General features: G+C 71.4%; 23 protein-coding genes. 18 read left to right on the top strand and 5 right to left on the bottom strand.

The features are described from left to right. The first annotated feature begins 27 nt into the window (after positions 1-27). On the top strand, positions 28-453 hold the full coding sequence (locus AB0I32_RS20785; RefSeq protein ID WP_357509465.1) for an SRPBCC family protein: 426 nt from the start codon (positions 28-30) through the stop codon (positions 451-453). A 42-nt stretch (positions 454-495) separates the two neighbouring features. On the opposite strand, the gene AB0I32_RS20780 is transcribed toward AB0I32_RS20785, so the two are convergent. The 3 genes from AB0I32_RS20780 to AB0I32_RS20770 form a co-directional block, all read right to left on the bottom strand. After that, positions 496-1,254: a methyltransferase domain-containing protein gene (locus AB0I32_RS20780; protein ID WP_357509463.1), complete on the bottom strand. Its 759-nt coding sequence runs from the start codon at positions 1,252-1,254 to the stop codon at positions 496-498. Positions 1,255-1,319: 65 nt separating this feature from the next. Further along, positions 1,320-2,681 carry a family 43 glycosylhydrolase gene (locus AB0I32_RS20775; protein ID WP_357509461.1) on the bottom strand — a complete coding sequence of 454 codons (1,362 nt, stop codon included), beginning with the start codon at positions 2,679-2,681 and terminating at the stop codon, positions 1,320-1,322. 277 nt (positions 2,682-2,958) lie between these two features. Further along, a complete protein-coding gene (locus tag AB0I32_RS20770) occupies positions 2,959-3,942 on the bottom strand; it encodes a quinone oxidoreductase (protein WP_357509459.1) in 984 nt (327 codons plus the stop codon). Between the two features lie 81 nt (positions 3,943-4,023). Here AB0I32_RS20770 and argC point away from each other — a divergent pair, with 81 nt between their 5' ends. The 14 genes from argC (at position 4,024) to AB0I32_RS20700 (ending at position 19,761) form a co-directional block, all read left to right on the top strand. After that, positions 4,024-5,106 carry an N-acetyl-gamma-glutamyl-phosphate reductase gene (gene argC, locus AB0I32_RS20765; protein WP_357509457.1) on the top strand — a complete coding sequence of 361 codons (1,083 nt, stop codon included), beginning with the start codon at positions 4,024-4,026 and terminating at the stop codon, positions 5,104-5,106. Continuing rightward, a complete protein-coding gene (argJ, locus tag AB0I32_RS20760) occupies positions 5,103-6,284 on the top strand; it encodes a bifunctional glutamate N-acetyltransferase/amino-acid acetyltransferase ArgJ (RefSeq protein ID WP_357509455.1) in 1,182 nt (393 codons plus the stop codon). Before argC ends, argJ begins: the two co-directional genes overlap by 4 nt. After that, positions 6,281-7,207: an acetylglutamate kinase gene (gene argB / locus AB0I32_RS20755; protein ID WP_357509453.1), complete on the top strand. Its 927-nt coding sequence runs from the start codon at positions 6,281-6,283 to the stop codon at positions 7,205-7,207. Before argJ ends, argB begins: the two co-directional genes overlap by 4 nt. Then, on the top strand, positions 7,204-8,484 hold the full coding sequence (locus AB0I32_RS20750) for an acetylornithine transaminase (protein WP_357509451.1): 1,281 nt from the start codon (positions 7,204-7,206) through the stop codon (positions 8,482-8,484). The genes argB and AB0I32_RS20750 overlap by 4 nt, the downstream gene beginning before the upstream one ends. After that, positions 8,481-9,410 (top strand): ornithine carbamoyltransferase, encoded by a 930-nt coding sequence (argF, locus tag AB0I32_RS20745; RefSeq protein WP_357509449.1) that lies wholly within the window; start codon positions 8,481-8,483, stop codon positions 9,408-9,410. Before AB0I32_RS20750 ends, argF begins: the two co-directional genes overlap by 4 nt. Then, entirely contained in the window at positions 9,410-9,919 is a 510-nt protein-coding gene (locus AB0I32_RS20740) for an arginine repressor (protein WP_357446443.1), read from the top strand. Before argF ends, AB0I32_RS20740 begins: the two co-directional genes overlap by 1 nt. Before the next feature lie 53 nt (positions 9,920-9,972). Further along, a complete protein-coding gene (locus tag AB0I32_RS20735) occupies positions 9,973-11,202 on the top strand; it encodes an argininosuccinate synthase (RefSeq protein WP_116674675.1) in 1,230 nt (409 codons plus the stop codon). After that, entirely contained in the window at positions 11,199-12,698 is a 1,500-nt protein-coding gene (gene argH, locus AB0I32_RS20730) for an argininosuccinate lyase (RefSeq protein WP_357509447.1), read from the top strand. Before AB0I32_RS20735 ends, argH begins: the two co-directional genes overlap by 4 nt. A gap of 118 nt (positions 12,699-12,816) precedes the next feature. Then, the gene (locus tag AB0I32_RS20725) at positions 12,817-13,368 is read left to right on the top strand and encodes an AAA family ATPase (RefSeq protein WP_357509445.1); all 552 of its coding nucleotides are present in this window, start codon (positions 12,817-12,819) and stop codon (positions 13,366-13,368) included. 104 nt (positions 13,369-13,472) lie between these two features. Then, on the top strand, positions 13,473-15,257 hold the full coding sequence (locus AB0I32_RS20720) for a protein kinase (protein WP_357509443.1): 1,785 nt from the start codon (positions 13,473-13,475) through the stop codon (positions 15,255-15,257). Positions 15,258-15,335: 78 nt separating this feature from the next. Then, a complete protein-coding gene (locus AB0I32_RS20715; protein WP_357509441.1) occupies positions 15,336-17,288 on the top strand; it encodes a protein kinase in 1,953 nt (650 codons plus the stop codon). Between the two features lie 100 nt (positions 17,289-17,388). Beyond that, positions 17,389-17,751 carry a helix-turn-helix transcriptional regulator gene (locus AB0I32_RS20710; protein ID WP_116674676.1) on the top strand — a complete coding sequence of 121 codons (363 nt, stop codon included), beginning with the start codon at positions 17,389-17,391 and terminating at the stop codon, positions 17,749-17,751. Further along, complete coding sequence (locus AB0I32_RS20705; RefSeq protein ID WP_357509439.1) at positions 17,748-19,097, top strand: permease prefix domain 1-containing protein; 1,350 nt, start codon at positions 17,748-17,750, stop codon at positions 19,095-19,097. Before AB0I32_RS20710 ends, AB0I32_RS20705 begins: the two co-directional genes overlap by 4 nt. 22 nt (positions 19,098-19,119) lie before the next feature. Beyond that, positions 19,120-19,761: a DNA-3-methyladenine glycosylase gene (locus AB0I32_RS20700; protein WP_357509437.1), complete on the top strand. Its 642-nt coding sequence runs from the start codon at positions 19,120-19,122 to the stop codon at positions 19,759-19,761. An 8-nt stretch (positions 19,762-19,769) separates the two neighbouring features. Here the strand turns inward: AB0I32_RS20700 and AB0I32_RS20695 are convergent, their stop codons facing one another. Further along, complete coding sequence (locus tag AB0I32_RS20695; RefSeq protein ID WP_357509435.1) at positions 19,770-20,753, bottom strand: alpha-L-glutamate ligase; 984 nt, start codon at positions 20,751-20,753, stop codon at positions 19,770-19,772. A 168-nt stretch (positions 20,754-20,921) separates the two neighbouring features. After that, on the bottom strand, positions 20,922-22,244 hold the full coding sequence (locus tag AB0I32_RS20690; protein ID WP_357509432.1) for an MFS transporter: 1,323 nt from the start codon (positions 22,242-22,244) through the stop codon (positions 20,922-20,924). A 172-nt stretch (positions 22,245-22,416) separates the two neighbouring features. Here AB0I32_RS20690 and tyrS point away from each other — a divergent pair, with 172 nt between their 5' ends. The 3 genes from tyrS (at position 22,417) to glmS (ending at position 25,955) form a co-directional block, all read left to right on the top strand. Next, positions 22,417-23,676, top strand: coding sequence for a tyrosine--tRNA ligase (gene tyrS / locus AB0I32_RS20685; protein WP_357509430.1), 1,260 nt, complete (start codon positions 22,417-22,419; stop codon positions 23,674-23,676). Between the two features lie 165 nt (positions 23,677-23,841). Further along, positions 23,842-24,105, top strand: coding sequence for a hypothetical protein (locus AB0I32_RS20680; protein WP_116674681.1), 264 nt, complete (start codon positions 23,842-23,844; stop codon positions 24,103-24,105). Between the two features lie 26 nt (positions 24,106-24,131). Beyond that, positions 24,132-25,955 carry a glutamine--fructose-6-phosphate transaminase (isomerizing) gene (glmS, locus tag AB0I32_RS20675; protein WP_357509428.1) on the top strand — a complete coding sequence of 608 codons (1,824 nt, stop codon included), beginning with the start codon at positions 24,132-24,134 and terminating at the stop codon, positions 25,953-25,955. The last annotated feature ends 607 nt before the right edge of the window (positions 25,956-26,562 follow it).

The raw sequence follows: 26,562 nt of genomic DNA, 5'->3' as shown, positions 1-26,562 counted from the left end.
GCGACCACCGGAACGACAGGAGCACGCATGCCGAACTACAGCACGTCCGCAGAGCTCGACGCCTCGCCGGAGGCCGTATGGGCCGTCCTGTCCGACGTCGAGCACATGCCCGACTGGACGTCGTCCATGACCTCGGTGTCGATCATCGACGGCCCGAACCCGCCCGACGTCGGCACGCAGGTGCGGATCGAGCAGCCGAAGATGCCGCTCGCGGTCTGGCTGATCGACGAGTGGGACGCGCCGCGGCACTTCGCGTGGATCAGCGAGGCACCGGGCGTCACCACGCAGGCGGAGCACCTGGTCGAGCCCCTGCCCGGCGGCCGTTCCCGGGTGACCCTGGCGATCACGCAGACCGGCGGCCTGGCCTGGCTGCTCGGCGGGCTCACCATGGGCCGCACACGCCAGTACGTCGACACCGAGCTCGCCGGCCTGCGGGCCAGGCTGGGCTCGTAACGCCAGGCCTCCTGGCCCCAGCCGCCGGATCCAGGGCCGGGCTCAGGCCCGGGTCGCCACCGCGAACACCCTGCGGAACTCCAGCGGCGTGCCGTAGGAGCGCTCCGGATAGGCCTCACGCAGCGCCGCTCCGAACTCCTCCTCGAACCGGGTGCGCAGCGCCGGGTCCTTGGCCTCCAGCGCCTGGAGCGTGGGCTGGGCTCCGGTCGCCGAGATCCAGCGGAGCACGGGGTCCGGTCCGTGCAGCACGTGCGTGTAGGTGGTCTCCCACGCGTCGACGGTCCACCCTGGCCTGGCCAGGCGGTCCAGGTACTCGGTGGGGCCGGCGGTGGCCCGCCGTTCGACCGGTCCGACGACGTCGGCGTACGGCTCCCGGCCGGCGACCTCCCGCAGGAGGAGGTGGCTGGGCGCGTCGTGGTTTCCCGGGACCTGGAACGCGAACGTCTGCGCGGCCCGGTCGGCGAGCGCCGTGAGCAGCTCGCGGTGTCCCGGAACCCACTGGAGCGCGGCGTTGCTGATGACGAGGTCGGCGGTGTGGTCGTCGGTGCTGAGGTCGGCCAGCACGTACTCGGTGCCGGGATCGGCGGCGCGCGCCCGCTCGATCATGGCGGGGGAGGCGTCGATGCCGGTCACCTGGGCCTCGGGCCAGCGGGCGCGGAGCACGGCCGTGAGGTGGCCGGGTCCGCACCCGAGGTCGACGACGGTGGAGGGCGTCCCGGGCACCCGGGCGACCAGCTCGGTGAACGGCCGGGACCGCTCGTCCGTGTACTGCAGGTAGGCGCCGGGGTTCCAGTCGGCCATGATTACTCCTCGTCGTCGAGTATCTTGACGTCAAGATACATCATGTCCGCGCGAGGATCCGGAACCTATGCGACCTCGATGTAGTCGACCTCCGCGAAGGCGGTTCCCTTGCCCAGCCTGATGGTGTTCCAGCCCGCCTGGAGGGTGACGTCCTTCGTGGCCTGCCGCCAGCTGTCCCAGCCGGTCACGGAGTAGCTGATGGACCCCGCAGCGGCCCCGTTCACGGTGACGGTGTGCGAGGCGGTCCCGGCCGAGCCGTTGGCGTAGCCGACGTGCAGCGAGTAGCTGCCGGTGGTGGGTACATAGATGGATCCGACGTCGACGGCGCTGTCCGCGTGGTCGATGTAGGCGACGACCTTGCCGTCGGACGCGCCGGCGGCGTTCGTCCGGACCGAGCAGTTGAGCAAGGTGCCGCGCTCGGCCTCGTACCGGACCCGGCTGCCCCGCACCACTGGGTTCCCGTTGGCCCAGCCGAGGTCGGCGACGTACATGCCCCGGCCGCCCGCGGCACGGTGGCCGTGGAAGACGAGCTTGTCGCCCCCGCCGTCGCGCAGCACGTCGGCGCCGCCGGGGCCGCCCACCGCGCCGTCGAGCGAGGCCGTGGTCATGAGGAACCGGAACGCCTTGGTGTACGGCCCGGTGATCGAGCTCGAGACCGCGTAGTTCGTGCCGTACTGGTTGGTCGTGTACGGGCCGGCCGAGTAGAACAGCACGTACTGGCTGCCGACCTTGGTGATCACGGGCGCCTCGATGATGCCGGCCTCGTCGGCCCGGTCGTTGCGCAGCACCTGGGCGGCGCCGCCCTCGAACGTGATGCCGTCCGCGGCCGTGCGCTGGACATGGATCCAGGTGGTGGCGCCGATGGCGTTGCCGTCGTTCTTCCAGACCAGGTACCGGGCGTTCGTGTCGACGAAGCTGGACGCGTCGATGGCGCCGCCCGCGCCGAGCGGGCAGACGAGCGGCTGGGTGCCGACCGGGGCGAACGGGCCGCCGGGGGAGTCGGACAGCGCGGCGCCGATGCACTGCCGGCCGGACGCCGCGTGCCAGGCCGTGTAGTAGAGCAGGTAGCGGCCGTCGGCGCGGCGGGAGACGTCGGGGGCCCAGGTGCGCCCTTCCTTCGCCCAGGCTCCGAGGTTCGGCAGGGCGTCCGTGGACCGGTACGTCCAGGGTCCGTCCGGGTCGGGCGCGGTCGCCCAGGGCAGGTTCTTGCCCTCGTTGGTCGCGTACGCGTAGTAGGTGTCGCCGAACTTCGACACGTCGGGGTCGGGGAAGTCGCGGTCGAGCACGAGGCTCGGGCGCACGGTCGCCTGGACGGAGATGTCGTCGCCCGAGGCGGCGACAGCGGCGCTGGTCGTGAGGAGCCCGAAGGCCAGGGCGGCGACGGCGGTGCCGGCGACAGCTGCACGGGAGAAGCGAGGAAGTACCACGTTGAACCTCCGGGCGAGAGAAAACTCGACGGGTGAATTGTCGCGACTGAGCCATTCCCTGTAAAGGGCTCGGCTGCGAAGAGTTTGCTTGCTGGAAGATCCGCTCCAACGTTGGACCCGCGATGGGGCACATGAGCGCCGAGATCGGTCGCCTGCATCAGCCGCTCCGTGACTTCGGCCCGTTGCTCTGAGATCGGTCAATCAACCGACCGATCTCAGGGCAACGGACCGAAGTCAGCGAGCCCGGAGCGAGGAGTCCGCACCGAGAGGGTCGGAATCAGGGAACGAGCAGCACCTTGCCCGTGGTGGCACGGCCCTCCAGTGCCTCGTGCGCCGCCCCTGCGTCGGCCAGCGACAGGGTGGAACCGACGTGGACCTGCAGATCGCCCGACGCGGCGGCCTCGAACACCTCGGACGTGCGCCACTCGAGCTCGTCGCGGGTGAGCGTGTGGTGCGCGATCGTCGGCCGCGTGAGGAACAGGGAACCGGCCTTGTTGAGCCGCTGCGGGTCGAACGGCGGTACCTGACCCGAGGCGCCGCCGAACAGCACGAGCATCCCGCGCGGGCGCAGGGAGGCGAGCGACGCCTCGAAGGTGGACCGGCCGACGCCGTCGTACACGACGTGCGCGCCCCGGCCGTCGGTGAGCTCGCGCACGAGCGCGGGCAGCTCGGCCGTGAGGTCGTCCAGTGCCGCGTAGTCGATGGTGTGCGCGGCGCCGGCCGAGGCGGACAGCGCGGCCTTCTCCGGGGTCGAGACGGTGGTCAGGACCCGCCCGCCGTGCAGGACGGCGAGCTGCGTGGCCAGCAGGCCGACGCCACCGGCTCCCGCGTGCAGCAGGACGTCGTGCCCCTGCCGCACCTCGAACGTCGACCGCACGAGGTAGTGCGCGGTGATGCCCTGCAGGGGGAGCGCGGCTGCCGTGGTGAGGTCCAGCCCGTCGGGTACCGGTACAGCGCCCGCGGCGTCGACCGCCACCAGCTCCGCGTAGGAGCCGGGCGCGTCGTGCCAGGCCACGGGGTCGCCGACCGCGAAACCCGTGACGTCGTCGCCGAGCGCCTCCACGGTGCCGGCGCCCTCGACACCCACCACGTGGGGATAGTCCATCGGGTAGACACCGGAGCGGCGGTAGGTGTCGATGAAGTTGACGCCGGCTGCGGCGACACGGACCAGGAGCTGACCCGGCCCCGGTGTCGGATCGGGGAGCTCGGTGTACTGCAGGACCTCGGGACCGCCCGCTTCACGGGCTACGACTGCGTGCATGCGGCCGAGCCTATGTCGCAGGGTGATCAGGGGGCGCCTCTGTGGTTTCGCCGCTCTGCATAATTATGTATAGTACCGAATATGTCCAGCAGCCAGCTCATCCGAGTCGCCGTCGCCGGCGCGTCCGGTTATGCGGGAGGGGAGGCCCTGCGCCTCCTCGCGGCCCACCCCTTCGTCGAGATCGGCACGCTCACCGCGCACTCGAGCGCCGGGTCGAGCCTCGGCGAGGTCCAGCCGCACCTGCGCGGCCTCGCGCACCGCATCCTGGAGCCGACAACGCCGGACACGCTGGGCGGGCACGACGTGGTGCTGCTCGGCCTGCCGCACGGCGCGTCGGGGAAGGTCGCTGCCGAGCTCCCGGACGACGTCCTGGTCATCGACCTGGGCGCCGACCACCGGCTGGAGTCCGCGAGCGACTGGGAGCAGTTCTACGGCTCCACGCACGCGGGAACCTGGCCCTACGGCCTGCCCGAGCTGATCCATGCGGTGGCGCCCGGCGCCGACGTCGCCACCGCCGCCCGGCAGCGCGACAAGCTGGCCGGCGCGCGCCGCATCGCGGTGCCCGGCTGCAACGTCACGGCGGTCACGCTCGGCCTGCAGCCCGGTGTCGCCGCCGGCGTCATCGAGCCGACGGACATCGTCGCCGTGCTGGCCAACGGCTACTCGGGCGCGGGTAAGGCGCTCAAGCCGCACCTCCTGGCGAGCGAGGCGCTCGGCTCCGCCCAGCCGTACGCGGTGGGCGGCACGCACCGGCACATCCCGGAGATCCAGCAGAACCTGCGGGCCGCCGGCGCACCCGAGGTGACCATCAGCTTCACGCCCACGCTCGTGCCGATGGCGCGGGGCATCCTCGCGACCGCGACGGCCCCGCTGGCCAAGGGCGTCGACCCGGAGCAGGTCCGCGCCGCCTGGGAGGCCGCGTACGCCGACGAGCCGTTCGTGCACCTGCTCCCGGAGGGCCAGTGGCCCAGCACCGCGATGACGCTGGGCGCCAACACGGCGTGCGTGCAGGTGGCGGTCGACGCCGCCGCCCGCCGGGTCGTCACGATCACCGCCATCGACAACCTCGTCAAGGGGACCGCCGGCGCCGCCGTCCAGTCCATGAACCTCGCCCTCGGCCTGCGGGAGACCGCCGGCCTCATCACCGAAGGAGTCGCACCGTGAGCGTCACCGCAGCGCAGGGGTTCCGGGCCGCCGGCGTCACCGCCGGCCTCAAGGCGTCCGGCACGCCGGACCTGGCGCTCGTCGTCAACGACGGCCCCGAGGTCGCCGCCGCCGCGGTGTTCACGAGCAACCGCGTGGTCGGTGCGCCGGTCATGTGGTCGCGCCAGGCGGTCAAGGACGGCGTCGCGCGCGCAGTGGTGCTCAACTCCGGCGGCGCCAACGTGTGCACGGGGCCCGGCGGGTTCCAGGACGCGCACGCCACCGCCGAGAAGGTCGCGGACGAGCTCGGGATCGGCGCCATCGACGTGCTCGTCGCCTCGACCGGCCTGATCGGCGTCCGCCTCGCTGCGGACAAGCTGCTGGCGGGCATCCCCGTCGCGGTGAGCGCCCTCGCCGCGGGCGAGGCAGCGGGTACCGCCGCCGCCACCGCGATCATGACCACCGACACCGTGTCCAAGACCGCGGTGCGCACCGTCGAGACCCCGTCGGGCACCTTCACCGTCGGCGGCATGGCAAAGGGTGCGGGCATGCTCGCCCCGGCGCTGGCGACCATGCTGTGCGTGATCACCACCGACGCGTCGGTCCCGGCCGACACAGCCGACGCCGCCCTGCGTGCCGCTACCCGGGTCACGTTCGACCGCGTCGACTCCGACGGCGCCATGTCCACCTCGGACACCGTCGTGCTCATGGCCTCGGGCGCCTCCGGCGTGACGCCGGACCTCGACGTGCTCACCGAGACGGTCACGGCCATCTGCGCCGACCTGGCCCGCCAGCTCATCGCCGACGCCGAGGGCGCCTCCCACGACATCGCCATCACCGTCACGAACGCCACCACCGAGGACGCCGCGCTCGCCGTCGCGCGCGCCGTGAGCCGGTCCAACCTGGTCAAGGCCGCCGTCTTCGGCAACGACCCCAACTGGGGCCGCATCCTGTCGCAGGTCGGCACGGTGCCCGAGGAGGTAGCGCCGTTCGACCCCGCCGAGCTCGACGTGAGCGTCAACGGCGTCCTGGTCTGCAAGGCGGGCGGCGCGTACGAGCCGCCGGAGAAGGTCGACATGGCCGCGGCCCGTGAGGTCACGTTCACGATCGACCTGCACGCCGGCGACGCCGAGATCACGCTCTGGACCAACGACCTCACGCACGACTACGTCCACGAGAACAGCGCGTACAGCACATGAGCAGCGACATCGTGAACGGGCTGCGGCCCGACCAGAAGGCAGAGGTGCTGATCGAGGCCCTGCCCTGGCTGCAGGAGTTCTCCGGCGCCCTCGTCGTCGTCAAGTACGGCGGCAACGCGATGCTGGACGCCGAGCTCAAGGCCGCGTTCGCGCAGGACATGGTCTTCCTGCGGCAGGTGGGGCTGCGGCCCGTCGTCGTGCACGGCGGGGGACCGCAGATCAACGCCATGCTCGACCGGCTCGGCATCGCCTCGGAGTTCAAGGGCGGCCTGCGCGTCACCACGCCGGAGGCGATGGAGGTGGTCCGCATGGTCCTGACCGGCCAGGTCAGCCGCGAGCTCGTGGGCCTCATCAACGCGCACGGCCCCGTCGCCGTCGGCCTCTCGGGGGAGGACGGCGGCCTGCTCGGCGCCGAACGCCGCCACGCCGTCGTGAACGGTGAACCCGTCGACGTCGGCCTCGTGGGCGACGTCGTCCAGGTGGACCCGCGCGCCGTCGAGGACCTGCTGCAGGCCGGCCGCATCCCCGTGGTGTCCACGATCGCGCCCGACAAGGACGACCCCACCCAGGTGCTGAACGTCAACGCGGACACCGCGGCGTCGGCGCTCGCGGTGGCGCTGGGCGCCAAGAAGCTCATCGTCCTGACGGACGTCGAAGGGCTGTACACCTCGTGGCCCGACAAGGGCTCGCTCGTGGAGCGGATCACCGCGCCGGAGCTGGCCGAGCTGCTGCCCAGCCTGGAGTCCGGGATGGTGCCGAAGATGGAGGCCTGCCTGCGCGCGGTCGAGGGCGGCGTGGCCGCCGCGACGGTCATCGACGGTCGCCAGCCGCACAGCGTGCTGCTGGAGGTCTTCACCACGCGGGGCAACGGGACGATGGTCGTTCCCGCGCCGTCCGCCCAGAAGGAAGGTGCCACGGCATGAGCACGCTGATCCCGACCGAGGACGGCTCGGTCCTGTCCGCGAACGGCTCTGTCGCAGCCTGGACCGAGCGGTACACGGGCGCGGTGATGGACACGTTCGGCCCGCCGCAGCGCGTCCTGGTGCGCGGCGAGGGCGCCTACGTGTGGGACGCGGACGGCAAGCGTTACCTCGACCTGCTCGGTGGCATCGCCGTCAACACGCTCGGCCACGCGCACCCGACGCTCACCGCGGCGATCAGCGCCCAGCTCGGCACGCTCGGCCACGTCTCCAACTTCTTCGGCACGCCCGCCCAGATCGCGCTGGCCGAGACGCTGCTGCGGATCGCCGAGGCCCCGGAGGGCTCGCGCGTGTTCCTGACCAACTCCGGCACCGAGGCGGTCGAGGCGGCGTTCAAGATGACGCGCCGGGTCGCGTCGTCGTCCGGCGTGGGTACCCGCACGCGGGTGCTCGCGCTGGAGGGCGGCTTCCACGGCCGGTCGATGGGCGCCCTCGCGCTCACCGCGAAGGCCGCCTACCGGGAACCGTTCGAGCCGCTCCCCGGCGGCGTCGAGCACCTGCCGTTCGGTGACCTCGCAGCGCTGGAGGCAGCGTTCTCGCCCCAGGCGATCGCCGAGCGCGGCGAGGTCGCGGCCCTGGTGGTCGAGCCCGTACAGGGTGAGGCGGGAGTACGCCCCCTGCCGCCGGGCTACCTCGTGGCCGCCCGCCGCCTGACCACCACGCACGGTGCGCTGCTCGTCCTGGACGAGGTCCAGACCGGCATGGGCCGGTGCGGCACCTGGTTCGCCTACCAGCAGCCGGAGATCGGCGGCGGCATAGTGCCCGACGTCGTCACGGTCGCCAAGGGTCTCGGCGGCGGCTTCCCCGTGGGCGCGGTGATCGCGTACGGCGCCGCCGCACGCCTGGTGGGCCGCGGCCAGCACGGCAGCACCTTCGGCGGCAACCCCGTCGCCGCGGCCGCCGCACTCGCGACGATCGGCGTCATCGAGCGCGACGGCCTGCTCACCAACGTGCGGGAGATCGGGGCGCAGCTGCGCCAGAAGATCGAGACGAACGGCGGCTCGCTCGTCAAGGAGGTCCGCGGGCGCGGGCTCCTGCTCGCCGTCGTGCTGAACGAGCCGGTGGCGCCGCAGGTGGCAGCTTCGGCGCTGGAGGCGGGGTTCATCGTGAACGCCGTGGCACCCGACGCGATCCGGCTCGCCCCGCCCCTGATCCTGACCGCGGACCAGGCCGCTGAGGCCGCCCGCTTCTTCGCGACGCTCTCGGAGGACTTCGCATGACCCGCCACTTCCTGCGCGACGACGACCTGACGCCCGCCGAGCAGAAGACGGTCCTGGAGCTCGGCCTCGCCCTGCGCGAGGACCGCTTCGCCCGGCGCCCCCTGGAGGGCCCGCGTGCGGTCGCGTTCATCACGGACAAGCCGACGCTGCGCACCCAGGTGTCGTTCGCGGCGGGCATCGCGGAGCTCGGCGGGTTCCCGCTCGTCGTCGACGGCAACCTGGCCAAGATCGGCGTCCGGGAGTCCATCGCGGACACGACCCGCGTGCTCGACCGGCAGGTCTCCGCGATCGCGTGGCGCACGTTCGGCCAGGACCGCATCGAGGAGATGGCCGCGGTCTCGCGCGTGCCGGTCATCAACGCGCTGACCGACGACTTCCACCCGTGCCAGATCCTCGCGGACCTCCTCACGGTGGCGCAGCACCGAGGGCTCGACGCGCTGCCCGGCACCACGTTCGCCTATGTGGGCGACGCCGCGAACAACATGGGCAACTCCTACCTGCTGGGCTGCGTCACGGCGGGCATGCACGTACGGATCGCGGGCCCGGAGGGCTATCTGCCCGACGCCGCTGTGGTCGCCCGCGCGCACGAGATCGCCGGCGAGACGGGGGGCTCGGTGACCGTGACGACGTCCGCCGAGGAGGCAGTGGCGGGAGCAGACGTCGTGGCCACCGACACCTGGGTCTCGATGGGCGACGAGGCCGAGGCCGAGGAGCGCGCCAAGCCGTTCTGGGACTACCAGCTCAACGCGGACCTGCTCGCGGGCGCGGCCGAGGGCGCGCTCGTGCTGCACTGCCTGCCCGCCTACCGCGGCAAGGAGATCACCGCCTCCGTGATCGACGGCCCGCAGTCGGTCGTCTGGGACGAGGCCGAGAACCGGCTGCACGCGCAGAAGGCGTTGCTGACCTGGCTGCTGGGGCAGGGCTGATGGTCATCAAGCAGACGGCGACCACCGCGACCACGAAGGCGGCCCGGCACGCCCGGATCACCGAGATCGTGACGCGCAACGCCATCCACTCGCAGGCGGAGCTGGCCGAGGCGCTGGCGGCCGACGGCGTGAGCGTCACGCAGGGCACCCTCTCGCGCGATCTGATCGAGCTGCAGGCCGAGAAGGTGCGCGGCTCGGACGGCACCCTCGTCTACGCGGTCCCGGGCGAGGGCGGGGACCGCAGCACGCAGTCGGACGCGAGCGAGGAGTACCTGTCGGCGCGGCTGACCCGGCTCGCCAAGGAGCTGCTGGTCTCCGCGGAGTCGTCCGGCAACCTCGTGGTCCTCCGAACCCCGCCGGGGGCAGCGAACCTGCTGGCCTCGGCGATCGACCACTCGGTGTTCCCGGGGATGCTCGGCACCATCGCGGGCGACGACACGATCCTCGTCATCGCGCGGGACGCCGACGGCGCCGCGCTCGCGGGCCGCTTCCTCGCGCTGAGCACCTGAAATCACTTCACAATCGCACCTGACACACCACCACCGGAAAGAGATCGTCAATCATGACTGAACGCGTCGTGCTCGCCTACTCGGGCGGCCTGGACACCTCCGTCGCCATCGGCTGGATCGCAGAGGCCACCGGGGCCGAGGTGGTCGCCGTGGCCGTCGACGTCGGCCAGGGTGGCGAGGACATGAACGTCATCCGCAAGCGCGCGCTGGACTGCGGCGCCGTCGAGGCGTACGTCGCCGACGCGCGCGACGAGTTCGCCAACGAGTACTGCATGCCCGCGCTGCGGGCCAACGGCCTGTACCTCGACCGCTACCCGCTGGTCTCGGCCATCTCCCGGCCGGTCATCGTGAAGCACATGGTGGCGGCGGCCCGGCAGTTCGGCGCCTCGACCGTCGCGCACGGCTGCACCGGCAAGGGCAACGACCAGGTCCGCTTCGAGGTGGCCACCACCTCGCTCGCGCCCGACCTGAAGTCGATCGCGCCCGTGCGTGACCTCGCGCTGACCCGCGAGAAGGCCATCGACTACGCGGAGAAGCACGACCTGCCGATCGCGACGACGAAGAAGAACCCCTTCTCGATCGACCAGAACGTCTGGGGCCGTGCCGTGGAGACGGGCTTCCTCGAGGACATCTGGAACGAGCCCACCAAGGACGTCTACTCCTACACGGACGACCCGACGTTCCCGCCGGTGGCGGACGAGGTCATCATCACGTTCGAGCAGGGTGTGCCCGTGGCGCTCGACGGCGTCGCCGTCACCCCGCTGCAGGCCATCCAGGAGATGAACCGCCGCGCGGGCGCCCAGGGCGTCGGCCGGATCGACATCGTCGAGGACCGCCTCGTGGGCATCAAGTCCCGCGAGATCTACGAGGCGCCCGGCGCGATCGCGCTCATCGCGGCGCACCAGGAGCTGGAGAACGTCACCGTCGAGCGGGAGCAGGCCCGGTTCAAGCGCCAGGTGGAGCAGCGCTGGAGCGAGCTCGTCTACGACGGCATGTGGTTCTCGCCGCTGAAGAAGTCGCTCGACGTCTTCATCGACGACACCCAGAAGTACGTCTCCGGCGACATCCGCATGGTCATGCACGGTGGCCGGGCCACCGTCACGGGGCGCCGCTCGGAGCAGTCGCTGTACGACTTCAACCTCGCCACCTACGACGAGGGCGACGCGTTCGACCAGTCGCAGGCCCGCGGGTTCATCGAGATCTACGGCCTCACCGCCAAGCTCGCCGCCGCGCGCGACGAGAAGTTCGGCAACGGCGTGGACCTGGGGGTCGGGGCGCTGTGACGGAGCACGACGGCACACCTCAGGACGCGGCGGGGCAGGACGTCGCCCATTCGGCGTCGTCCCGTACCGTCGGTGCGCACTCCGGTGAGAAGGTCGCCCTCTGGGGCGGCCGGTTCGCCGGCGGCCCGTCGCCGGAGCTCGCCGCGCTCTCCCAGTCGACGCACTTCGACTGGCGGCTCGCGCCCTACGACATCGCCGGCTCCAAGGCGCACGCCCGCGTCCTGGCGGGTGCCGGCCTGCTCACCGAGCCGGAGCTGGCCAGGATGATCGACGCCCTGGACATGCTGGAGCAGGACGTCGCCTCCGGCGCCTTCCTCCCGGTGCTCGACGACGAGGACGTGCACACCGCCCTCGAACGCGGTCTGCTGGAGCGCGCCGGGGAGGAGCTGGGTGGCAAGCTCCGCGCCGGCCGATCTCGCAACGACCAGATCGCCACGCTGGTGCGGCTCTACCTGCGCGACCAGGCGCGGACCATCGCCGCGCAGCTCCTGGACCTGGTGGACGAGCTGATCGCCCAGGCGGAAGCCGCGGGCGACGCGCCGATGCCGGGCCGCACCCACCTGCAGCACGCCCAGCCGGTCCTGCTGGCGCACCACCTCCTCGCGCACGCCTGGCCGATGCTGCGCGACGTCGACCGGTTCCTCGACTGGGACGTGCGCGCCTCGAAGTCGCCGTACGGTTCCGGTGCGCTCGCGGGCTCGTCCCTCGGGCTGGACCCGGCGGCCGTCGCCGCCGACCTGGGGCTGGAGGGCGGGCCGGTCGAGAACTCGATCGACGGCACCGCCTCGCGCGACGTCGCGGCGGAGTTCGCGTTCGTCGCCGCGATGATCGCCGTCGACCTGTCGCGGATCGCGGAGGAGGTCATCCTCTGGAACACCAAGGAGTTCGGGTTCGTCCGGCTGGACGACGCGTACTCGACGGGCTCGTCGATCATGCCGCAGAAGAAGAACCCGGACATCGCCGAGCTCGCGCGTGGCAAGGCCGGGCGCGTGATCGGCGACCTCACCGGTCTGCTCACCACCCTCAAGGGCCTGCCGCTCGCGTACAACCGCGACCTGCAGGAGGACAAGGAGCCGGTGTTCGACCAGGTGGCGACGCTCACGACCGTGCTGCCGGCGTTCTCGGGCATGGTGCGGACGATGGTCTTCGACACCGACCGGATGGCTGAGCTCGCCCCGCAGGGCTTCTCGCTCGCGACCGACATCGCCGAGTGGCTCGTCCGGCAGGGAGTCCCGTTCCGGGTGGCGCACGAGGTGGCCGGTTCCTGCGTGCAGGAGTGCGAGGCCCGCGGCATCGAGCTGTGGGACCTGTCCGACGAGGACCTGGCCAAGATCTCGGAGCACCTCACGCCCGAGGTGCGCGGTGTGCTCTCCGTCGAGGGTTCGCTCGCCTCGCGCGACGCCGTGGGCGGCACCGCCCCGGTCCGCGTCCGCGAGCAGATCGAGCAGGCGAAGGAGCGTTCGACGGAGTACCGCTTCTGGGCCGACCCGGAGTAGCTCCGCGAAGTAGAGCCTCTGTCCGGACGCACGCTCTACCCCGCCGTCTCGGGAGTGCCGAAGTAGAGCGTGTGTCCGGACAGACGCTCTACCTCGCGATGGAAGGGAATGATTCCGCGTGACCGTCTCGCCTGCCGTGCTCGGAGAGCTGCTGAGCCGGATTCGTGCTGCCGACGCGCGTCTCGTGTGCGTCGACGGGCCGGCCGGCTCCGGCAAGACGACGCTGGCCGCCCAGCTGGCCGACGCGTTCGAGGCCCCGGTGGTCCACATGGACGACCTCTACGAGGGCTGGGCCGGTGGTCCGGACGCGGGCGCCGCCAACCTGCGCCGCTGGGTCCTCGACCCGTTGGCGGCGGGGGAGCCCGTCCGCTACCGGCGGTACGACTGGGTGGAGGACGACTGGGCCGAGTGGCACGACGTCCCGCGGACCACCCATCTCGTGGTGGAGGGCTGCGGCGCGGCGGCGCGCCAGGTGGACGCGCTGGGTGCGTTCCGCATCTGGGTGGAGGCGGACGACGTCGAGCGGCTGCGCCGCGGTCTCGAGCGCGACGGCGACGACGCGCGTGAGCACTGGCTGCGCTGGATGACGCAGGAGGCGGACCACTACGCACGCGAGGGGACGCGAGAGCGCGCTGACGTGCGGCTGGACGGGTTCGGCCGGCCCGTCTGACCCGCACAGCGTGCGCCGTCCAGGTCGACCGAATGGTTTACAGCCCGTCGAGGGCACTGGAAGACTGCCCGCGCAGGTGGGTGTCGTCCAACGAAGGCAGGCGTGTGTTCCTCGAACCGCTCGGCACGAACGACCCTGCCTCCGTGGGCCCCTACCGTCTGCTCGGTCGTCTGGGACGCGGGGGGATGGGCGCCGTCTACCTGGGGCGGTCGCGCGGAGGGCGCGAGGTCGCGGTCAAGGTGGTGAGCCCGGAGCTGTCCGCCGACGACCAGTTCCGGCGGCGGTTCGTGCGTGAGGTCGCCGCGGCACGCCGAGTGGGCGGTTTCTACACGGCGGCGGTGGTGGACGCCGATACCGGCGCCGACCGGCCGTGGATGGCGACGAGCTACATCCCCGGACCGACGCTCCAGGCCGCGGTGGACACCCAGGGGCCGTTCACCGTCGAGGCCGTGCGGGCGATCGGCGCCGGTCTGGCGGAGGGCCTCGCGACGATCCACGCCGCCGGTCTCGTGCACCGGGACCTGAAGCCGGCCAACATCGTGGTCGCCGCCGACGGCCCGCGCGTCATCGACTTCGGCATCACCCGCGCCCTGGACTCGGCGTCCGTCACCACGTCCCGGGCGTTCCTGGGGACACCCGCGTACATGCCGCCCGAGCAGGCGCTCGGGGACGAGGTCACCACCGCGGGCGACGTGTTCTCCCTGGGCGGCGTGCTCGCCTTCGCCGCGACGGGCCGCAGCCCGTTCGGCAACGGCAGGATGGAGGCGATGGTCTACCGGCTGGTGCACGCCGAGCCCGACCTGGCCGCCGTGCCGCCGGAGCTGCGCGGCCTCGTGGCCGCCTGCCTCGCCAAGGACCCGGCCGCCCGGCCGGGTGTCGACGAGGTCCTGGAGGGCCTGGCCGACGGCGACACGTCGGGCCGGCCGTGGCTCACCGCAGCGGTCGCGGAGATGATCGCGGATCGTGACGGGATCGTGACGGCGGGCCCGGCAGCCCCGGCAGCCCCGGTGGGTCCTGCGTCCCCGGCCGGCCCTGCGTCCTCGGTGCCGCTGGTGGGCCCGGTGGGCGCACCCGCTCGCGATGACCTCGACCCCACCAACGTGGCGGCGACGCAGCTGCGCACACCGGCGTCGCCAGAGGCGCCGGCCGCGGCGCCGCCCGCCGTCGGGCAGACTGGTAGCAAGCCCCGCCGTGGGCGCGGATTCTGGGCCGCCGTGGTCGGCGGAGCCGTCGTGGTCGCGGCCGGCGCCGTCCTGGTCGCCCTGCTCCTGAACGGCCGTGGCGACGAGCCGGTCGACGTCGTCGCGGCCGCGGCCGACTGCCCGTCGGCCTCCACCGAGGAGCGGGCGACGTACAGCCTGCCGGACGCCGCCGCCGCCCAGGGTCGCACCTGGGAGGTGGTGCTCGACACGTGCGTCGGGGAGATCGGCCTGGAGCTCGACGGCGCCACGGCACCGCACGCCGTCGCCTCGTTCCTCACGCTCGCCGACGGCGGGTATTTCGACGGCACCGGCTGCCACCGGCTGTACACGGGTGAGGTCTCGGGGCTGCAGTGCGGCGACCCGACGTTCACCGGCACCGGCGGCCCGGGGTACGGGTTCGGCCCGCTGGAGAACGCTCCGGAGGACGGTGTCTACCCCGCCGGGACCCTCGCGATGGCGCGGTCCACGGGCGACCCCGACTCGATGGGCTCGCAGTTCTACCTGGTGTTCGCCGACTCGCACGTACCGCCGGACTCCGCCGGCGGGTACACCGTCTTCGGCCGGATCACGAGCGGCCTCGACCTGCTCAGGGCGGTCGGGGCGGAAGGGGTCAGGGGCGACGCCGCCGAGGGTCCCCCCGAGGTCCCCGTCACGATCGAGCGGATCGAGATCCGGGCCGCCGACTGACGACAAGCAGTACCCAGGGGTGCGCTCTTGACGGTCGGACCGGCGAACGCGCCCGGCCTGCTTCGGTAGGTTTGACCAGTGACATTCCTGGAACCGCTGGACGCGGCCGCCGACCCTCGTGAGATCGGTCCCTATCGACTGCTCGGCCGTCTGGGACGTGGCGGGATGGGAGCCGTATACCTGGGCCGGTCCCGCGGTGGTCGCGAGGTCGCGCTCAAGGTGATCCGGGGCGATCTCGCGGCCGACCCGCACTTTCGGCAGCGCTTCGAGCGGGAGGTCGCCGCCGCGCGACGGGTGGGCGGTTTCTACGCCGCCGAGGTGGTCGACGCCGACACCGATTCCGACCGGCCCTGGATGGCCACCAACTACATCCACGGACCGTCGCTCCAGGCCGCCGTGGACGCGCACGGCCCGCTGCCCGTCGAAGCCGTCCTGGCGATCGGCGCCGGGCTGGCCGAAGGGCTCCAGGCGATCCACGCCGCCGGGCTGGTGCATCGCGACCTGAAGCCCGCCAACATCATCATCGCGGCCGACGGCCCGCGCGTCATCGACTTCGGTATCACCCGGGCGCTCGACGTGACGTCGTTCACCAGTGCTGACGCCCTGATGGGGACGCCCGCGTACATGCCGCCGGAGCAGGCGCTCGGGCATCCTGTCGAGGCGGCCGGAGACGTGTTCGCGTTCGGTGGTGTCCTGACCTTCGCCGTCTCGGGCCACAACCCGTTCGGCACCGGCCGGCTGGAGACCATGGTCTACCGGGTGGTGCACGGCGAGCCGGACATGACCGGGGTCCCCGACGAGCTGAGGCCCATGGTGCTGGCCTGCCTCGCCAAGGACCCGGCGGCCAGGCCCCCGGTGCCCGAGGTGCTGGACTGGCTCGCCGGCTCGGGCGACGCGGCCACGGTGATGGCCGGAGCGGCGTCGAACCGCCCGTGGCTCACCGCTGGGATCGCCACGATGATCGCGGAGCGCAACGGGACGGGCACGACGGGACCGCTGCCGGTCGTGCAGCCCGCGCAGCCGACGACCGGGCAGGCACGTTCCGCGGCGCCGGAGCCGGTTCCGGCACGGTCGGCGGCCCCGCTGCCAGAAGAACAGGCAGAGCCGTCACCGGCGTCGGACATCCCGATGGCCGTCGCGGAGACCCACTTCCGGGGTGCGGCGGACGCGACCGAGCTGCGTCGGGCCGATGCGCAGTCGCCCGCACCGGTGACGGAGCCGGGCTGGAGCCGCCGCAGATGGATCTGGTCAGCCGTGGCCGCCGCGGGCGTCCTGGTGCTCGCCGTCGGCGGGTTCTTCCTGATGCGGTCGCTGCTCCCGGCGGATGACGGCCCTCTGGTCGGGGCGGGCGGCGGTACGAGCCCCGGTGTCACCGACGCCGACGCGGACAGGGCCGCCGAGACCGACGCCGACGCCGATGCGGAAGCCGACCTTTCCGGGTCCGCCGACAGCACGTCCGCGAACGAGGGTCAGTTCACCGCGGCTGACTGTCCTGACCCGGTGCAGGAGTCCCGGGCGACCTACTCGCTCCCCGACGACGAGTCGGCCTCCGAGTTCCGGAAGTGGCACGCCACGCTGAAGACCTGCGTGGGCGACATCGAGGTCGAGCTCGACGGGGTCTCCGCGCCGGCCGCCGTCGCGGTCTTCGTGGAGCTCGCCCGAGGTGGCTACTACGACGGCACCGGATGTCACGAGCTCAAGACCGCCGACCCCTACCGCCTGAAGTGCGGGGATCCCGCCTTCAGCGGTGAGGGAAACCCGGGCTTCGTGTTCGGGCCGCCGGAGAACGTCCCGGTCGACGCCGTGTACCCGGCAGGCAGCCTCGTCATGGCATTCAACGGCGACGGGTACTCGAACGCCCAGTTCTCCCTCGTGTACGCCGACTCGAAGATACCCAGCCCCCAGGGGCAGACCCTGTTCGGCAAGGTCATCTCGGGTAGGGAGATCCTGGAAGCGGTCGCCCAGCAGGGGAGCAAGGGCAACGGGCAACCGGAGCAGCCGGTGACGATCACGAGCATCGAGCTGCGGTAGCCCGATCGGCGGAGTCGGACGCTCTGCCATCCATACCTAGATCCGCTAGGCCTAGATCTGCTAGGGTTCCAACCCTAGAAGACCTAGGCATAGGAGTGCTATGCACATCGACAAGGATCTGGTGGCCGCCTCGGCCACACCGCTCGTCCTCGGCATCCTGGCCGACGGCGAGTCCTACGGCTACGCGATCGTCAAGCGCGTCAACGAGCTCTCCGGCGGGCGCATGCAGTGGACCGACGGGATGCTGTACCCCTTGCTGCACCGGCTGGAGCGGCTCGGGTACGTGGAGGCGAGCTGGGGCACCTCGGAGGCAGGACGCCGCCGCAAGCACTACGCGATCACGCCGGCCGGCCGCGAGACGCTCGCCGACCGGCAGCAGCAGTGGTCAGTGGTGGCCGACGCCCTGAAGCAGGTATGGCAGGACGTCCAGCGACCTCCCGTCGTCGTAGAAGGGTGGGCATGATGAGCACCAACCCCGAGCTCGAAGCACAGATCGACCAGTGGCGCGGCTACGTCCAGCGCCGTCGGGCCATCTCGGCGAACGACGTCGAGGAGATGGAGGACCACCTGCGCGAGCAGGTGACCGACCTGACCGGTACCGGGCTCGACGACGACGAGGCCTTCCTGGTCTCCGTCAAGCGCATGGGCAACCTCGACGAGGTCTCCCGCGAGTTCGCCCGTGAGCACTCCGACCGGCTGTGGAAGCAGCTCGTGCTCGTCCCCGAACCGTCCGATGGCGGTGCGCGGTCCTGGCGCGAGCTCGGCGTGGTCCTGGCGCTCGCCCTCGGCGCGGGAGCCGCGGTCAAGCTGGGCGTCGAGCTGTTCGCCGACGAGATGGTCGTCGTGCGCAACATCGGGCTGCTGGTGCTCCCGTTCCTCGCGGGCTACTTCGCCTGGAAGCGCAAGCTCACCTGGCGGGTCGGCGCAGCGCTCCTGGTCCCGTTCGCCGTGCTCGCGGTGGTGCTGAACGTCTACCCGTTCGAGCCGGACGGCTCGACCCTGTTCCTCGCGGCGAGCCACTCGATAGTCGCCCTGTGGGCGCTGGTCGCCGTCGCGTACGCGGGCGGCAGATGGCGGTCCGACGCCCGCCGCATGGACTACGTCCGCTTCACCGGCGAGCTCGCCATCTACTTCGTCCTGATCGCGCTCGGCGGGGGAGTGCTCATCGGGCTCACCCTCGGCACCCTTGGCCTGGTCGGCGTCGACTTCGAACCCGTCCTCGAGTCCTGGATCCTGCCGTTCTGCGTGCCCGGCGCGCTCATCGTCGCGGCCTGGCTGGTCGAGGCCAAGCAGAACGTCGTCGAGAACATCGCGCCGGTCCTCACCCGCGTCTTCACACCGCTGACCATCGTGATGCTGTTCGTCTTCCTCGGCGTCTTCGCGACCACCGGCGGCCTGCTCGACGTCGACCGCGAGCTGCTCATCCTCATGGACGCCGTGCTCGTGCTGGTCCTGTGCCTGCTGCTCTACTCGATCTCCGCCCGCGACTCGCTCGCGCCGCCCGGCCTGTTCGACGTCCTCCAGCTCGTGCTGGTGGTCGCGGCGCTCGCGGTCGACGCGGTGACCCTGAGCGCGATGCTGACCCGCATCGCCGAGTTCGGGTTCAGCGCCAACAAGGTGGCGGCCCTTGGCCTCAACCTGGTGCTGCTGGTGCACCTGGCCTGGTCGGCCTGGCTGACCGTCGGGTTCCTCCGGGGCGCGCGGCCGTTCGCCCCGATCGAGCGCTGGCAGACGCGATACCTCCCGGCGTACGCCGTGTGGGCGCTGATCGTGGTCGTGGTCTTCCCGCCCGTCTTCGCGTTCGCATAGAAGGTCCATGCATGATCGGGGCATGAAGTCTCCCGAGGTCATCCTCAGCAGCGTCCCGGGCAGGGACTGGTACCTGCGACCAGTTCTCGACGTCGCCCGGGACCTGCTGGGGGCCACGCTCACGACGCGCACGCCCGACGGCGTCGTCTCTCTCCGCCTCACCGAGGTGGAGGCGTACGACGGCGCCACCGACCCCGGCTCGCACGCCTATCGCGGCCTCAACCGGCGGAACGCGACGATGTTCGGCGAGCCCGGGCGGCTGTACGTGTACCGCCACCTCGGCCTGCACCACTGCGTCAACGTGGTGTGCGGGCCGGAGGGGGAGGCCTCGGCGGTGCTGGTCCGGGCGGGAGAGGTGGTCGACGGCGCGGACCTGGCCCGCTCCCGCCGTCTCGCCTCCGGCGTGGTCCGGACGGACCGCGACCTCGCGCGCGGCCCGGCCCGCCTGGCGGTCGCCCTGGGCCTCGACCGGTCCGCCGACGGCACCGTCGTCACCGATCCCGGGGGCGACGTGGTGCTCACCCGCCCGCTGGCCGAGACCCCAGCCGTCATCCGCACCGGCCCGCGCGTAGGCGTGAGCGGCGACGGCGGCCGCGCCGACCTCTTCCCCTGGCGCTTCTGGCTGGACGCCGAGCCGACCGTCTCGCTCTACCGCAAGGCCTGACCGAGCGCTCAGCGAGCCTCGGGGTACGTCTCCTTCAGCACCCGGGCCAGGTGCCGCACGATCTCGCGCGGCCCCGACCTCGCGGTGCTTCGCTCGACGTCGCTGTTGTAGTTCGTGTTGGTGTTCACGTCGTACGTCAGCACGCGGCCGTCGGCGGTCCGGATGTTCTCGATCCCCGCCACCTCGATCCCGTGCCGCCGCGTGAACTCGAGATACTTGGCGACCACCGGGTCGTCGTAACCCTCGCGCTCGGAGAACAGGCCCCAGTCCTCGTCGGGCGCCATGGAGATGGTGGCGCCCACAGGCGGGATCGGCCGGCCCGTCTCCGGGTCGATCGCGCACGCGTCGGCGGGGCAGAGCTGGAACCCGCCGCGCTCCGTGTCGCCGCGCACGGCGTAGACCATCTCGCCGCCGACGATCTCGACGCGGGTGATGCCGCCGTCGGCCGCGACCACGTACTCCTGGATCAGCGTGATGCCGTCGACGGGCTCCTCGTACTCGTCGGAGCCCACGTAGTCGGCGAGGTCGTCGAACGACTCGAACTTGCGCACGCCGAGACCCTTGCCGCCCTGGTTGTGCTTCGTGACGAACGGGGTGGGGAACCCCTGCGCAGCCTTCAGCACCTGCTCACGCCCGACGGCGGCCACGGTGCGGGGCGTGTCGATCCCGGCGGCGCGCAGCGCTGTGAGCTGGTCCACCTTGCTGACCTCGAGCTCCAGCACGCGGCGGCCGTTGACGGTGCGCCGCCCGGAGGCCTCCAGCCAGGACAGCACCGCACGCGAGTAGTCCTTGGTGAGCCCGTGGTCGCGCGTGTGGCTGCTCGCCGAGATGCGGGACCAGAAGACGCCCTCGGGCGGTGCATCGGAGAGGTCGATCACGCCGTCCGTCAGCACCCACTCGACGTACTCGACCCCCTCGGCGGCGAAGGCCTCCGCGAACGGCGGGAACCACTCGGGGTTCTCGTGCAGGGCATAGATCTTGGGGGTGCTCACAGGAACCTTCCGAACGCTCGGCTGCCATCAGTGGGACGCGTCAATCCTGGCACGCGAGCAGGGCCGGCCGGTTGTGTCCTGCGGCACAGGAGCACAGACCGGACGGAACGACGAAGGCCGGCCCCCGAACCATCGGGGACCGGCCTCCGCTCCAGGGAGCTCCTCGAGCTACCGGCGGTCAGCCGCCTGCGGTGCTCCGGCTGCGTCGACCGGCTCGCCGGCAGCATCGCCGGCCGCGTCGTCGTCCACGGACTCGGGGGCCACGTCGACCTGCGCCAGGGAGCGCCGAGCGGCCGGTACCGCGAGGATCCCGCCCAGCACGGCGACCAGCAGGGCGCCGGCAAGGATCAGGAGCGACTCGACGGAGTACTGGTCGGCCAGCGGGCCGAACACGACCATGGACAGCGGCATCGCGACGGTCATCACGATCCCGACGAAGCCGAAGACCCGCCCCTGCATCTCGGGCTCCACACGTTCCTGGAGGATCGTGAACGCCGGCGTGTTGAGGGTCGCGAACGTGATGCCGATCAGCAGGCCGAACCCGAAGAACACCCACATGTTCGTGGAGAAGCCGAGGCCTGCGACGAGTACGCCGGTGGTCACCACTGAGCCCACCATGAGCCGCACCCGGCGCTTGATCCGCGGGCCCACGGTGGCCATGATGATGCCGCCCAGCAGCATGCCGCCGCCCCAGAACAGCTCGTTGGCGGTCAGCTTCCACACCTCGTCGCCGAACGTGCGGGTGACCATCAGTGGCGTGAGGTAGCTCGGCGCGCCGACCAGGAACATCACCAGGGCGAACAGCGAGACCAGCCACTTCACGGGGCCGTTCGAGCCGATGTACCGCACACCCGCGACGAGGTCGCCGAAGTAGCTGACCGGCCCGTTCTCGGCGTCGGCCCGCACCAGACGGGGCACGGTGACCAGCGCGAGCATCCCGACGCCGATGAGCGCGGTCGCCGCGTCCACGAAGAACACGGTGACGATGTCGAAGGACGCATAGACCACGGCCGCAAGGGCGGGAGCGAGCAGCATCATCCCCGACTGGATCGACTGGAAGATGCCGTTGACGCGCATCAGCTGATCGGCCGGCGCGATCTGCGGGATCATCGCGCTCACCGCGGGGGTCTGGATGCCCGCGAAGGTCGATCGGACGGCCAGCGCCACGTAGATGACCCACAGGTCGTCGACGCCGCTGACCATCAGCAGGGCAAGACCGAGCGTGACCACGGCGATGGTGGTGTCGGCGCCCATGATCAGGAGCTTGCGGGAGTGCCGGTCGGCCCATACCCCGCCGAAGATCGACATGACCGCCTGCGGCAGCATGCCGAAGACGATGCTCATCATGAGCACGGCCCCGGACTGGGTCTCGATGGTCAGGTGCCACATGACGGCGAACATGACCAGCATGGACCCGAGCAGGGAGATCGTCTGTCCGGTCAGGAACAGCGCTACGTTCCGCTTCCAGCCGGGCATGTCGTTGTCGGTCATGGTTCCAGCCTGCCCGACCAGGCGGCTGAACGCTGAGGCTTTTTCGTTTCCATGGAACGTCCGACGACGCGGCGCGCCAGAACTCATCGGAGCCGGGTCGCTCCCGCCGTCGGGCAGACTATGACGGTGGGCCCAGGACGGGCCCCCGACCCACGAAGAAGGAGCAACCACGGTGACCGACATCCTCGACGAGCTGCAATGGCGAGGCCTGGTGGCGCAGTCCACCGACGAGGCCGCGCTGCGTTCTGCGCTGTCGGAGGGCACCGTCGACTATTACGTGGGCTTCGACCCCACCGCGCCGTCCCTGCACATCGGCAACCTGGTCCAGATCCTGACCGCACGCCGGCTGCAGGACGCCGGGCACCGGCCCACCGCGCTGGTCGGCGGCGCGACCGGGCTCATCGGCGACCCCAAGATGGCCGGCGAGCGCACCCTCAACGACCCGGAGGTCGTCGCGGGCTGGGTGGAGCGCATCCGCGGCCAGATCGAGCCACTGCTCATCTGGGACGGACCGAACGCCGCCACGATGGTGAACAACCTGGACTGGACGTCAGGGCTGTCCGCGATCGCGTTCCTGCGCGACATCGGCAAGCACTTCCGGATGAGCACCATGCTCGCCAAGGACACGGTCGCGCGGCGGCTGAGCTCGGACGAGGGCATCAGCTTCACCGAGTTCAGCTACCAGGTGCTGCAGGGGATGGACTTCCTCGAGCTGTACCGACGGCGCGGGGTGACCTTGCAGACGGGCGGCAACGACCAGTGGGGCAACCTGCTCGCCGGCGTCGAGCTGGTCCGCAAGGCCGAGGGGGTGAGCGCCCACGCGCTCACCACGCCGCTCATCACGAAGGCTGACGGCACCAAGTTCGGCAAGACCGAGGGCGGCGCGGTCTGGCTCGACCCGGACATGACGAGCCCCTACGCCTTCTACCAGTTCTGGCTCAACCAGGCGGATGCCGACGTCGTGAACTACCTCAAGGTGTTCACCTTCCGCAGCCGGGAGGAGATCGCGGAGCTGGAGCGCGAGGTGGCCGAGCGGCCCTTCGCCCGCGAGGCCCAGAAGGCGCTCGCGGGCGACGTCACCACGCTGGTGCACGGCGCGGCCGCGACCGAGGCGGTCATCGCGGCGAGCCAGGCGCTGTTCGGCCGCGGTTCGCTGGACGACCTCGACGCCCGCACGCTCGCCGGAGCGGTGTCGGAGCTCCCGAGCGTGACGGCCAAGGCAGGTGACCTCGTCGTGGACCTGCTGGCGGGTTCGGGGATCGTCGCCTCCAAGGGCGAAGCACGCCGCGCGGTCAAGGAGGGTGGCGCCTACGTGAACAACGTCAAGGTCACCGCCGAGGACCAGGCTCTGACGTCCGAGGACCTGCTGCACGGCAGGTTCGCCGTCCTGCGGCGCGGGAAGAGGACGCTGGCGGTCGCCGCGTCGGAGTGATGCCACGCGGTACGGCCGCCTGACCGGCCAGTACGCACGACGGCGGTCGCCTGCTGACAAGCGGGCGGCCGCCGTTCCGCATGTCCGCACACTGCTGGTGCTGGTTCTTGCCCGATATCGGGCAAGAAGTTGCTGATCTGGATCCGCATGGGCCAGTCTCACGGCATGAGGACGTCTTCCGACCTCGTCGCCCACGTGGCGGCGTCCACAGGACTCACGCCCGCCGAGGCGGCACGGGTGATCGGCGACGTCGTGGCGTACTACGCCACCCCGGTCGAGGAGATCGTCCGACGGCGGCACGCCGAGCTCAAGACCCATGGGGCCAAGAACCCCGAGATCTTCGCGCGCATCGCCGCCGAGCTGGAGCACCGGGTCGTCGCGGCGCCCCGGCTCAGCGAGCGGCAGCTGCGCCGGATGATCTACGGCTGAAGATCTACGGCTGAAGGAGAACAGACATGTGCGGAATCGTCGGTTACGTAGGGGGCCAGAACGCGGCCCCGCTGCTCGTGGAGGCGCTCGGCCGGCTGGAGCACCGGGGGTACGACTCGGCGGGCGTCGCCGTCGTCGGCTCGCAGCTCCGGGTGACCAAACGCGCGGGTCGGGTGCGTGACCTCGCCGAGGTGCTGCCCAAGCGGATGCCCGGGCGGGTAGGCATCGGCCATACGCGCTGGGCGACCCACGGCCCCGCGACGGACGCCAATGCCCACCCGCACACGGACGCGAGCGGCACGGTGGCTGTGGTGCACAACGGCATCATCGACAACGCCGCGGCACTGCGCGCACGGCTCACCGGCGAGGGCATGGCACTCGTGAGCGACACCGACACCGAGGTGTTCGCCCACCTCATCGCCCGCTCGGACGCCGACACGCTCGAGGGCAAGGTCGTGGACGCGCTGGACGCCGTCGAGGGCACGTACGGGCTCGCCGTCGTGCACGCCGACTTCCCGGACCGCGTGGTGGTGGCCCGCAACGGCAGCCCGCTGCTGGTCGGGGTGGGGGACAAGGAGATGTTCATCGCCTCCGACCTCGCGGCGCTGGTGCGCCACACCACCACGGTGGCGCACCTGACCGACGGCGAGCTGGCGACCGTGACGGCGTCGGGCTTCACCACGTTCCGCCGCGACCTGACGCGGACGCAGACCACGGCACGCGAGGTCGACGTCGACCCCAGCGCCTACGAGCACGGACAGATCGACGGTCGCCCGCGCATGTACACGGAGATGCTCGAGCAGCCGGCCAGCGTGGAGCGCGCGTTGCGCGGGCGGCTCGACGAGCGGTTCGCCACGGCCCACCTGGGCGGGCTCGACATGGACGCCCGGGAGCTGCGCGCCGTGCGGCGCGTCAAGATCCTGGGCTGCGGATCGGCGTACTACGTGGGGCAGATGGGCGCGTCCCTCATCGAGGAGCTCGCGCGTGTCCCCGCCGACGCGGAGGCAGCGAGCGAGTTCCGCTACCGCGGCCCGGTGATCGAGCCCGACACTCTGTACGTCGCGGTGAGCCAGTCGGGCGAGACCATCGACACCCTGCTGGCGGTGGAGGAGATCCGCCGCAAGGGTGGCAGGGTCATCGGCTTGGTCAACGTCGTCGGCTCCGCGATCGCCCGGGCCTGCGACGGAGGGATCTACCTGCACGCCGGACCGGAGATCGCCGTCGCCTCCACCAAGGCGCTCACCACGATGTTCGTGGGCTTCGCGCTGCTCGCGCTCCAGCTCGGCCGCGTTCGCGACCTCTCCGTCGCCGACGGACGCCGGCTCGTGGCGGGGTTGCAGAACCTGCCGGCACAGATCGAGCAGGTGCTCGACGGCGAGGCGCGTATCGCTGAGGCGGCCAAGGCGCTCGCCGCCGCCGAGAGCCTGTTCTTCGTCGGCCGGGTCCGGGGCTACCCGGTGGCGCGCGAGGGCGCGCAGAAGTTCAAGGAGATCAGCTACCGGCACGCCGAGGCGTACCAGATGTCGGAGCTCAAGCACGGGCCGCTCGCCCTCATCTCGCCGGAGGTGCCGACCGTCGCCATCGTGCCCGACGACGAGCTGACCGACCGCAACGTCGCAGCCCTGCACGAGATCTCCGCCCGTGGCGGGCCACTCGTGGTCGTCACGCACCCGGGCGTGGACCTGGGGGAGCTGCGGGCGGAACGGATCGACGTGCCACGCAGCGAACGGGAGCTCGACCCGCTGCTGCTGACCGTGCCGTTGCAGCTGCTTGCGTACCACGCGGCCCTGACCCTCGGGCACGACGTCGACAAGCCGCGGAACCTGGCCAAGTCGGTCACCGTGGAGTGACGACGGCGGCGGCGGACACCCAGCGGGTCCGCCGCCGATCCGCCGTTTCAGGCGCCGCGCGGTCCGGATCGCTCGCCGATTTTGCGCGGGTGCCGATCGCTGTGTACTGTTCCGGTTGTTCGCCCGACAGGGAGACACGGACAGGAAGCGCGAGAGCGCAACTGGCCGGTCCCGGGGTGGAAACCAACCCAGATCTCGTAGTAGCCTTGTGCGCTCCGGAACTGGGTGGGGGCTTGCTGGATCGCCTCCCCAACCACGGACCCTGAAGAGGGTCCTTGCGCCGGGGAACGTGGTAGGGTAAGTTACACAGGTTGCCTCCGAACGTTGATCAAGCGGCTAGCGCCGCGATCGACCAGGAGACGTCCCAACCTTCGCAAGTCGTCAGAGATTCATTCTTCTGAGGATGGCGTAAATGGGAATCGGAAATACCTCGGATGGTTGAAGAATTCTCCCGGCTGACAGGCTGACGAGGATTTGGAAAAGTCCGAAAGGGCCTGGTAAGTTACAGGCACTGCCCCGGACAGGGAAGCGATCGGAAAGATTGCGGCTCTGACGGTGTGCGTCGGTTGTTTGAGAACTCAACAGTGTGCTTGATAGTCAATGCCAA

Source organism: Promicromonospora sp. NPDC050249 (assembly GCF_040656015.1).
Classification (GTDB): Bacteria; Actinomycetota; Actinomycetes; order Actinomycetales; family Cellulomonadaceae; genus Promicromonospora.
This window is presented reverse-complemented; position numbering and strand designations above follow the sequence as displayed.

Excerpts from the sequence above, each read along its gene's own strand:
- AB0I32_RS20770 (WP_357509459.1), bottom strand. The coding sequence starts at position 3,942 with ATGCACGCAGTCGTAGCCCGTGAAGCGGGCGGTCCCGAGGTCCTGCAG.
- AB0I32_RS20750 (WP_357509451.1), top strand. The coding sequence starts at position 7,204 with ATGAGCACGCTGATCCCGACCGAGGACGGCTCGGTCCTGTCCGCGAAC.
- AB0I32_RS20740 (WP_357446443.1), top strand. The coding sequence starts at position 9,410 with ATGGTCATCAAGCAGACGGCGACCACCGCGACCACGAAGGCGGCCCGG.
- AB0I32_RS20700 (WP_357509437.1), top strand. The coding sequence starts at position 19,120 with ATGAAGTCTCCCGAGGTCATCCTCAGCAGCGTCCCGGGCAGGGACTGG.
- AB0I32_RS20710 (WP_116674676.1), top strand. The coding sequence starts at position 17,389 with ATGCACATCGACAAGGATCTGGTGGCCGCCTCGGCCACACCGCTCGTC.
- argC (WP_357509457.1), top strand. The coding sequence starts at position 4,024 with ATGTCCAGCAGCCAGCTCATCCGAGTCGCCGTCGCCGGCGCGTCCGGT.
- AB0I32_RS20690 (WP_357509432.1), bottom strand. The coding sequence starts at position 22,244 with ATGACCGACAACGACATGCCCGGCTGGAAGCGGAACGTAGCGCTGTTC.
- AB0I32_RS20785 (WP_357509465.1), top strand. The coding sequence starts at position 28 with ATGCCGAACTACAGCACGTCCGCAGAGCTCGACGCCTCGCCGGAGGCC.
- glmS (WP_357509428.1), top strand. The coding sequence starts at position 24,132 with ATGTGCGGAATCGTCGGTTACGTAGGGGGCCAGAACGCGGCCCCGCTG.
- AB0I32_RS20705 (WP_357509439.1), top strand. The coding sequence starts at position 17,748 with ATGATGAGCACCAACCCCGAGCTCGAAGCACAGATCGACCAGTGGCGC.
- AB0I32_RS20735 (WP_116674675.1), top strand. The coding sequence starts at position 9,973 with ATGACTGAACGCGTCGTGCTCGCCTACTCGGGCGGCCTGGACACCTCC.
- argB (WP_357509453.1), top strand. The coding sequence starts at position 6,281 with ATGAGCAGCGACATCGTGAACGGGCTGCGGCCCGACCAGAAGGCAGAG.
- AB0I32_RS20780 (WP_357509463.1), bottom strand. The coding sequence starts at position 1,254 with ATGGCCGACTGGAACCCCGGCGCCTACCTGCAGTACACGGACGAGCGG.
- argF (WP_357509449.1), top strand. The coding sequence starts at position 8,481 with ATGACCCGCCACTTCCTGCGCGACGACGACCTGACGCCCGCCGAGCAG.
- AB0I32_RS20680 (WP_116674681.1), top strand. The coding sequence starts at position 23,842 with ATGAGGACGTCTTCCGACCTCGTCGCCCACGTGGCGGCGTCCACAGGA.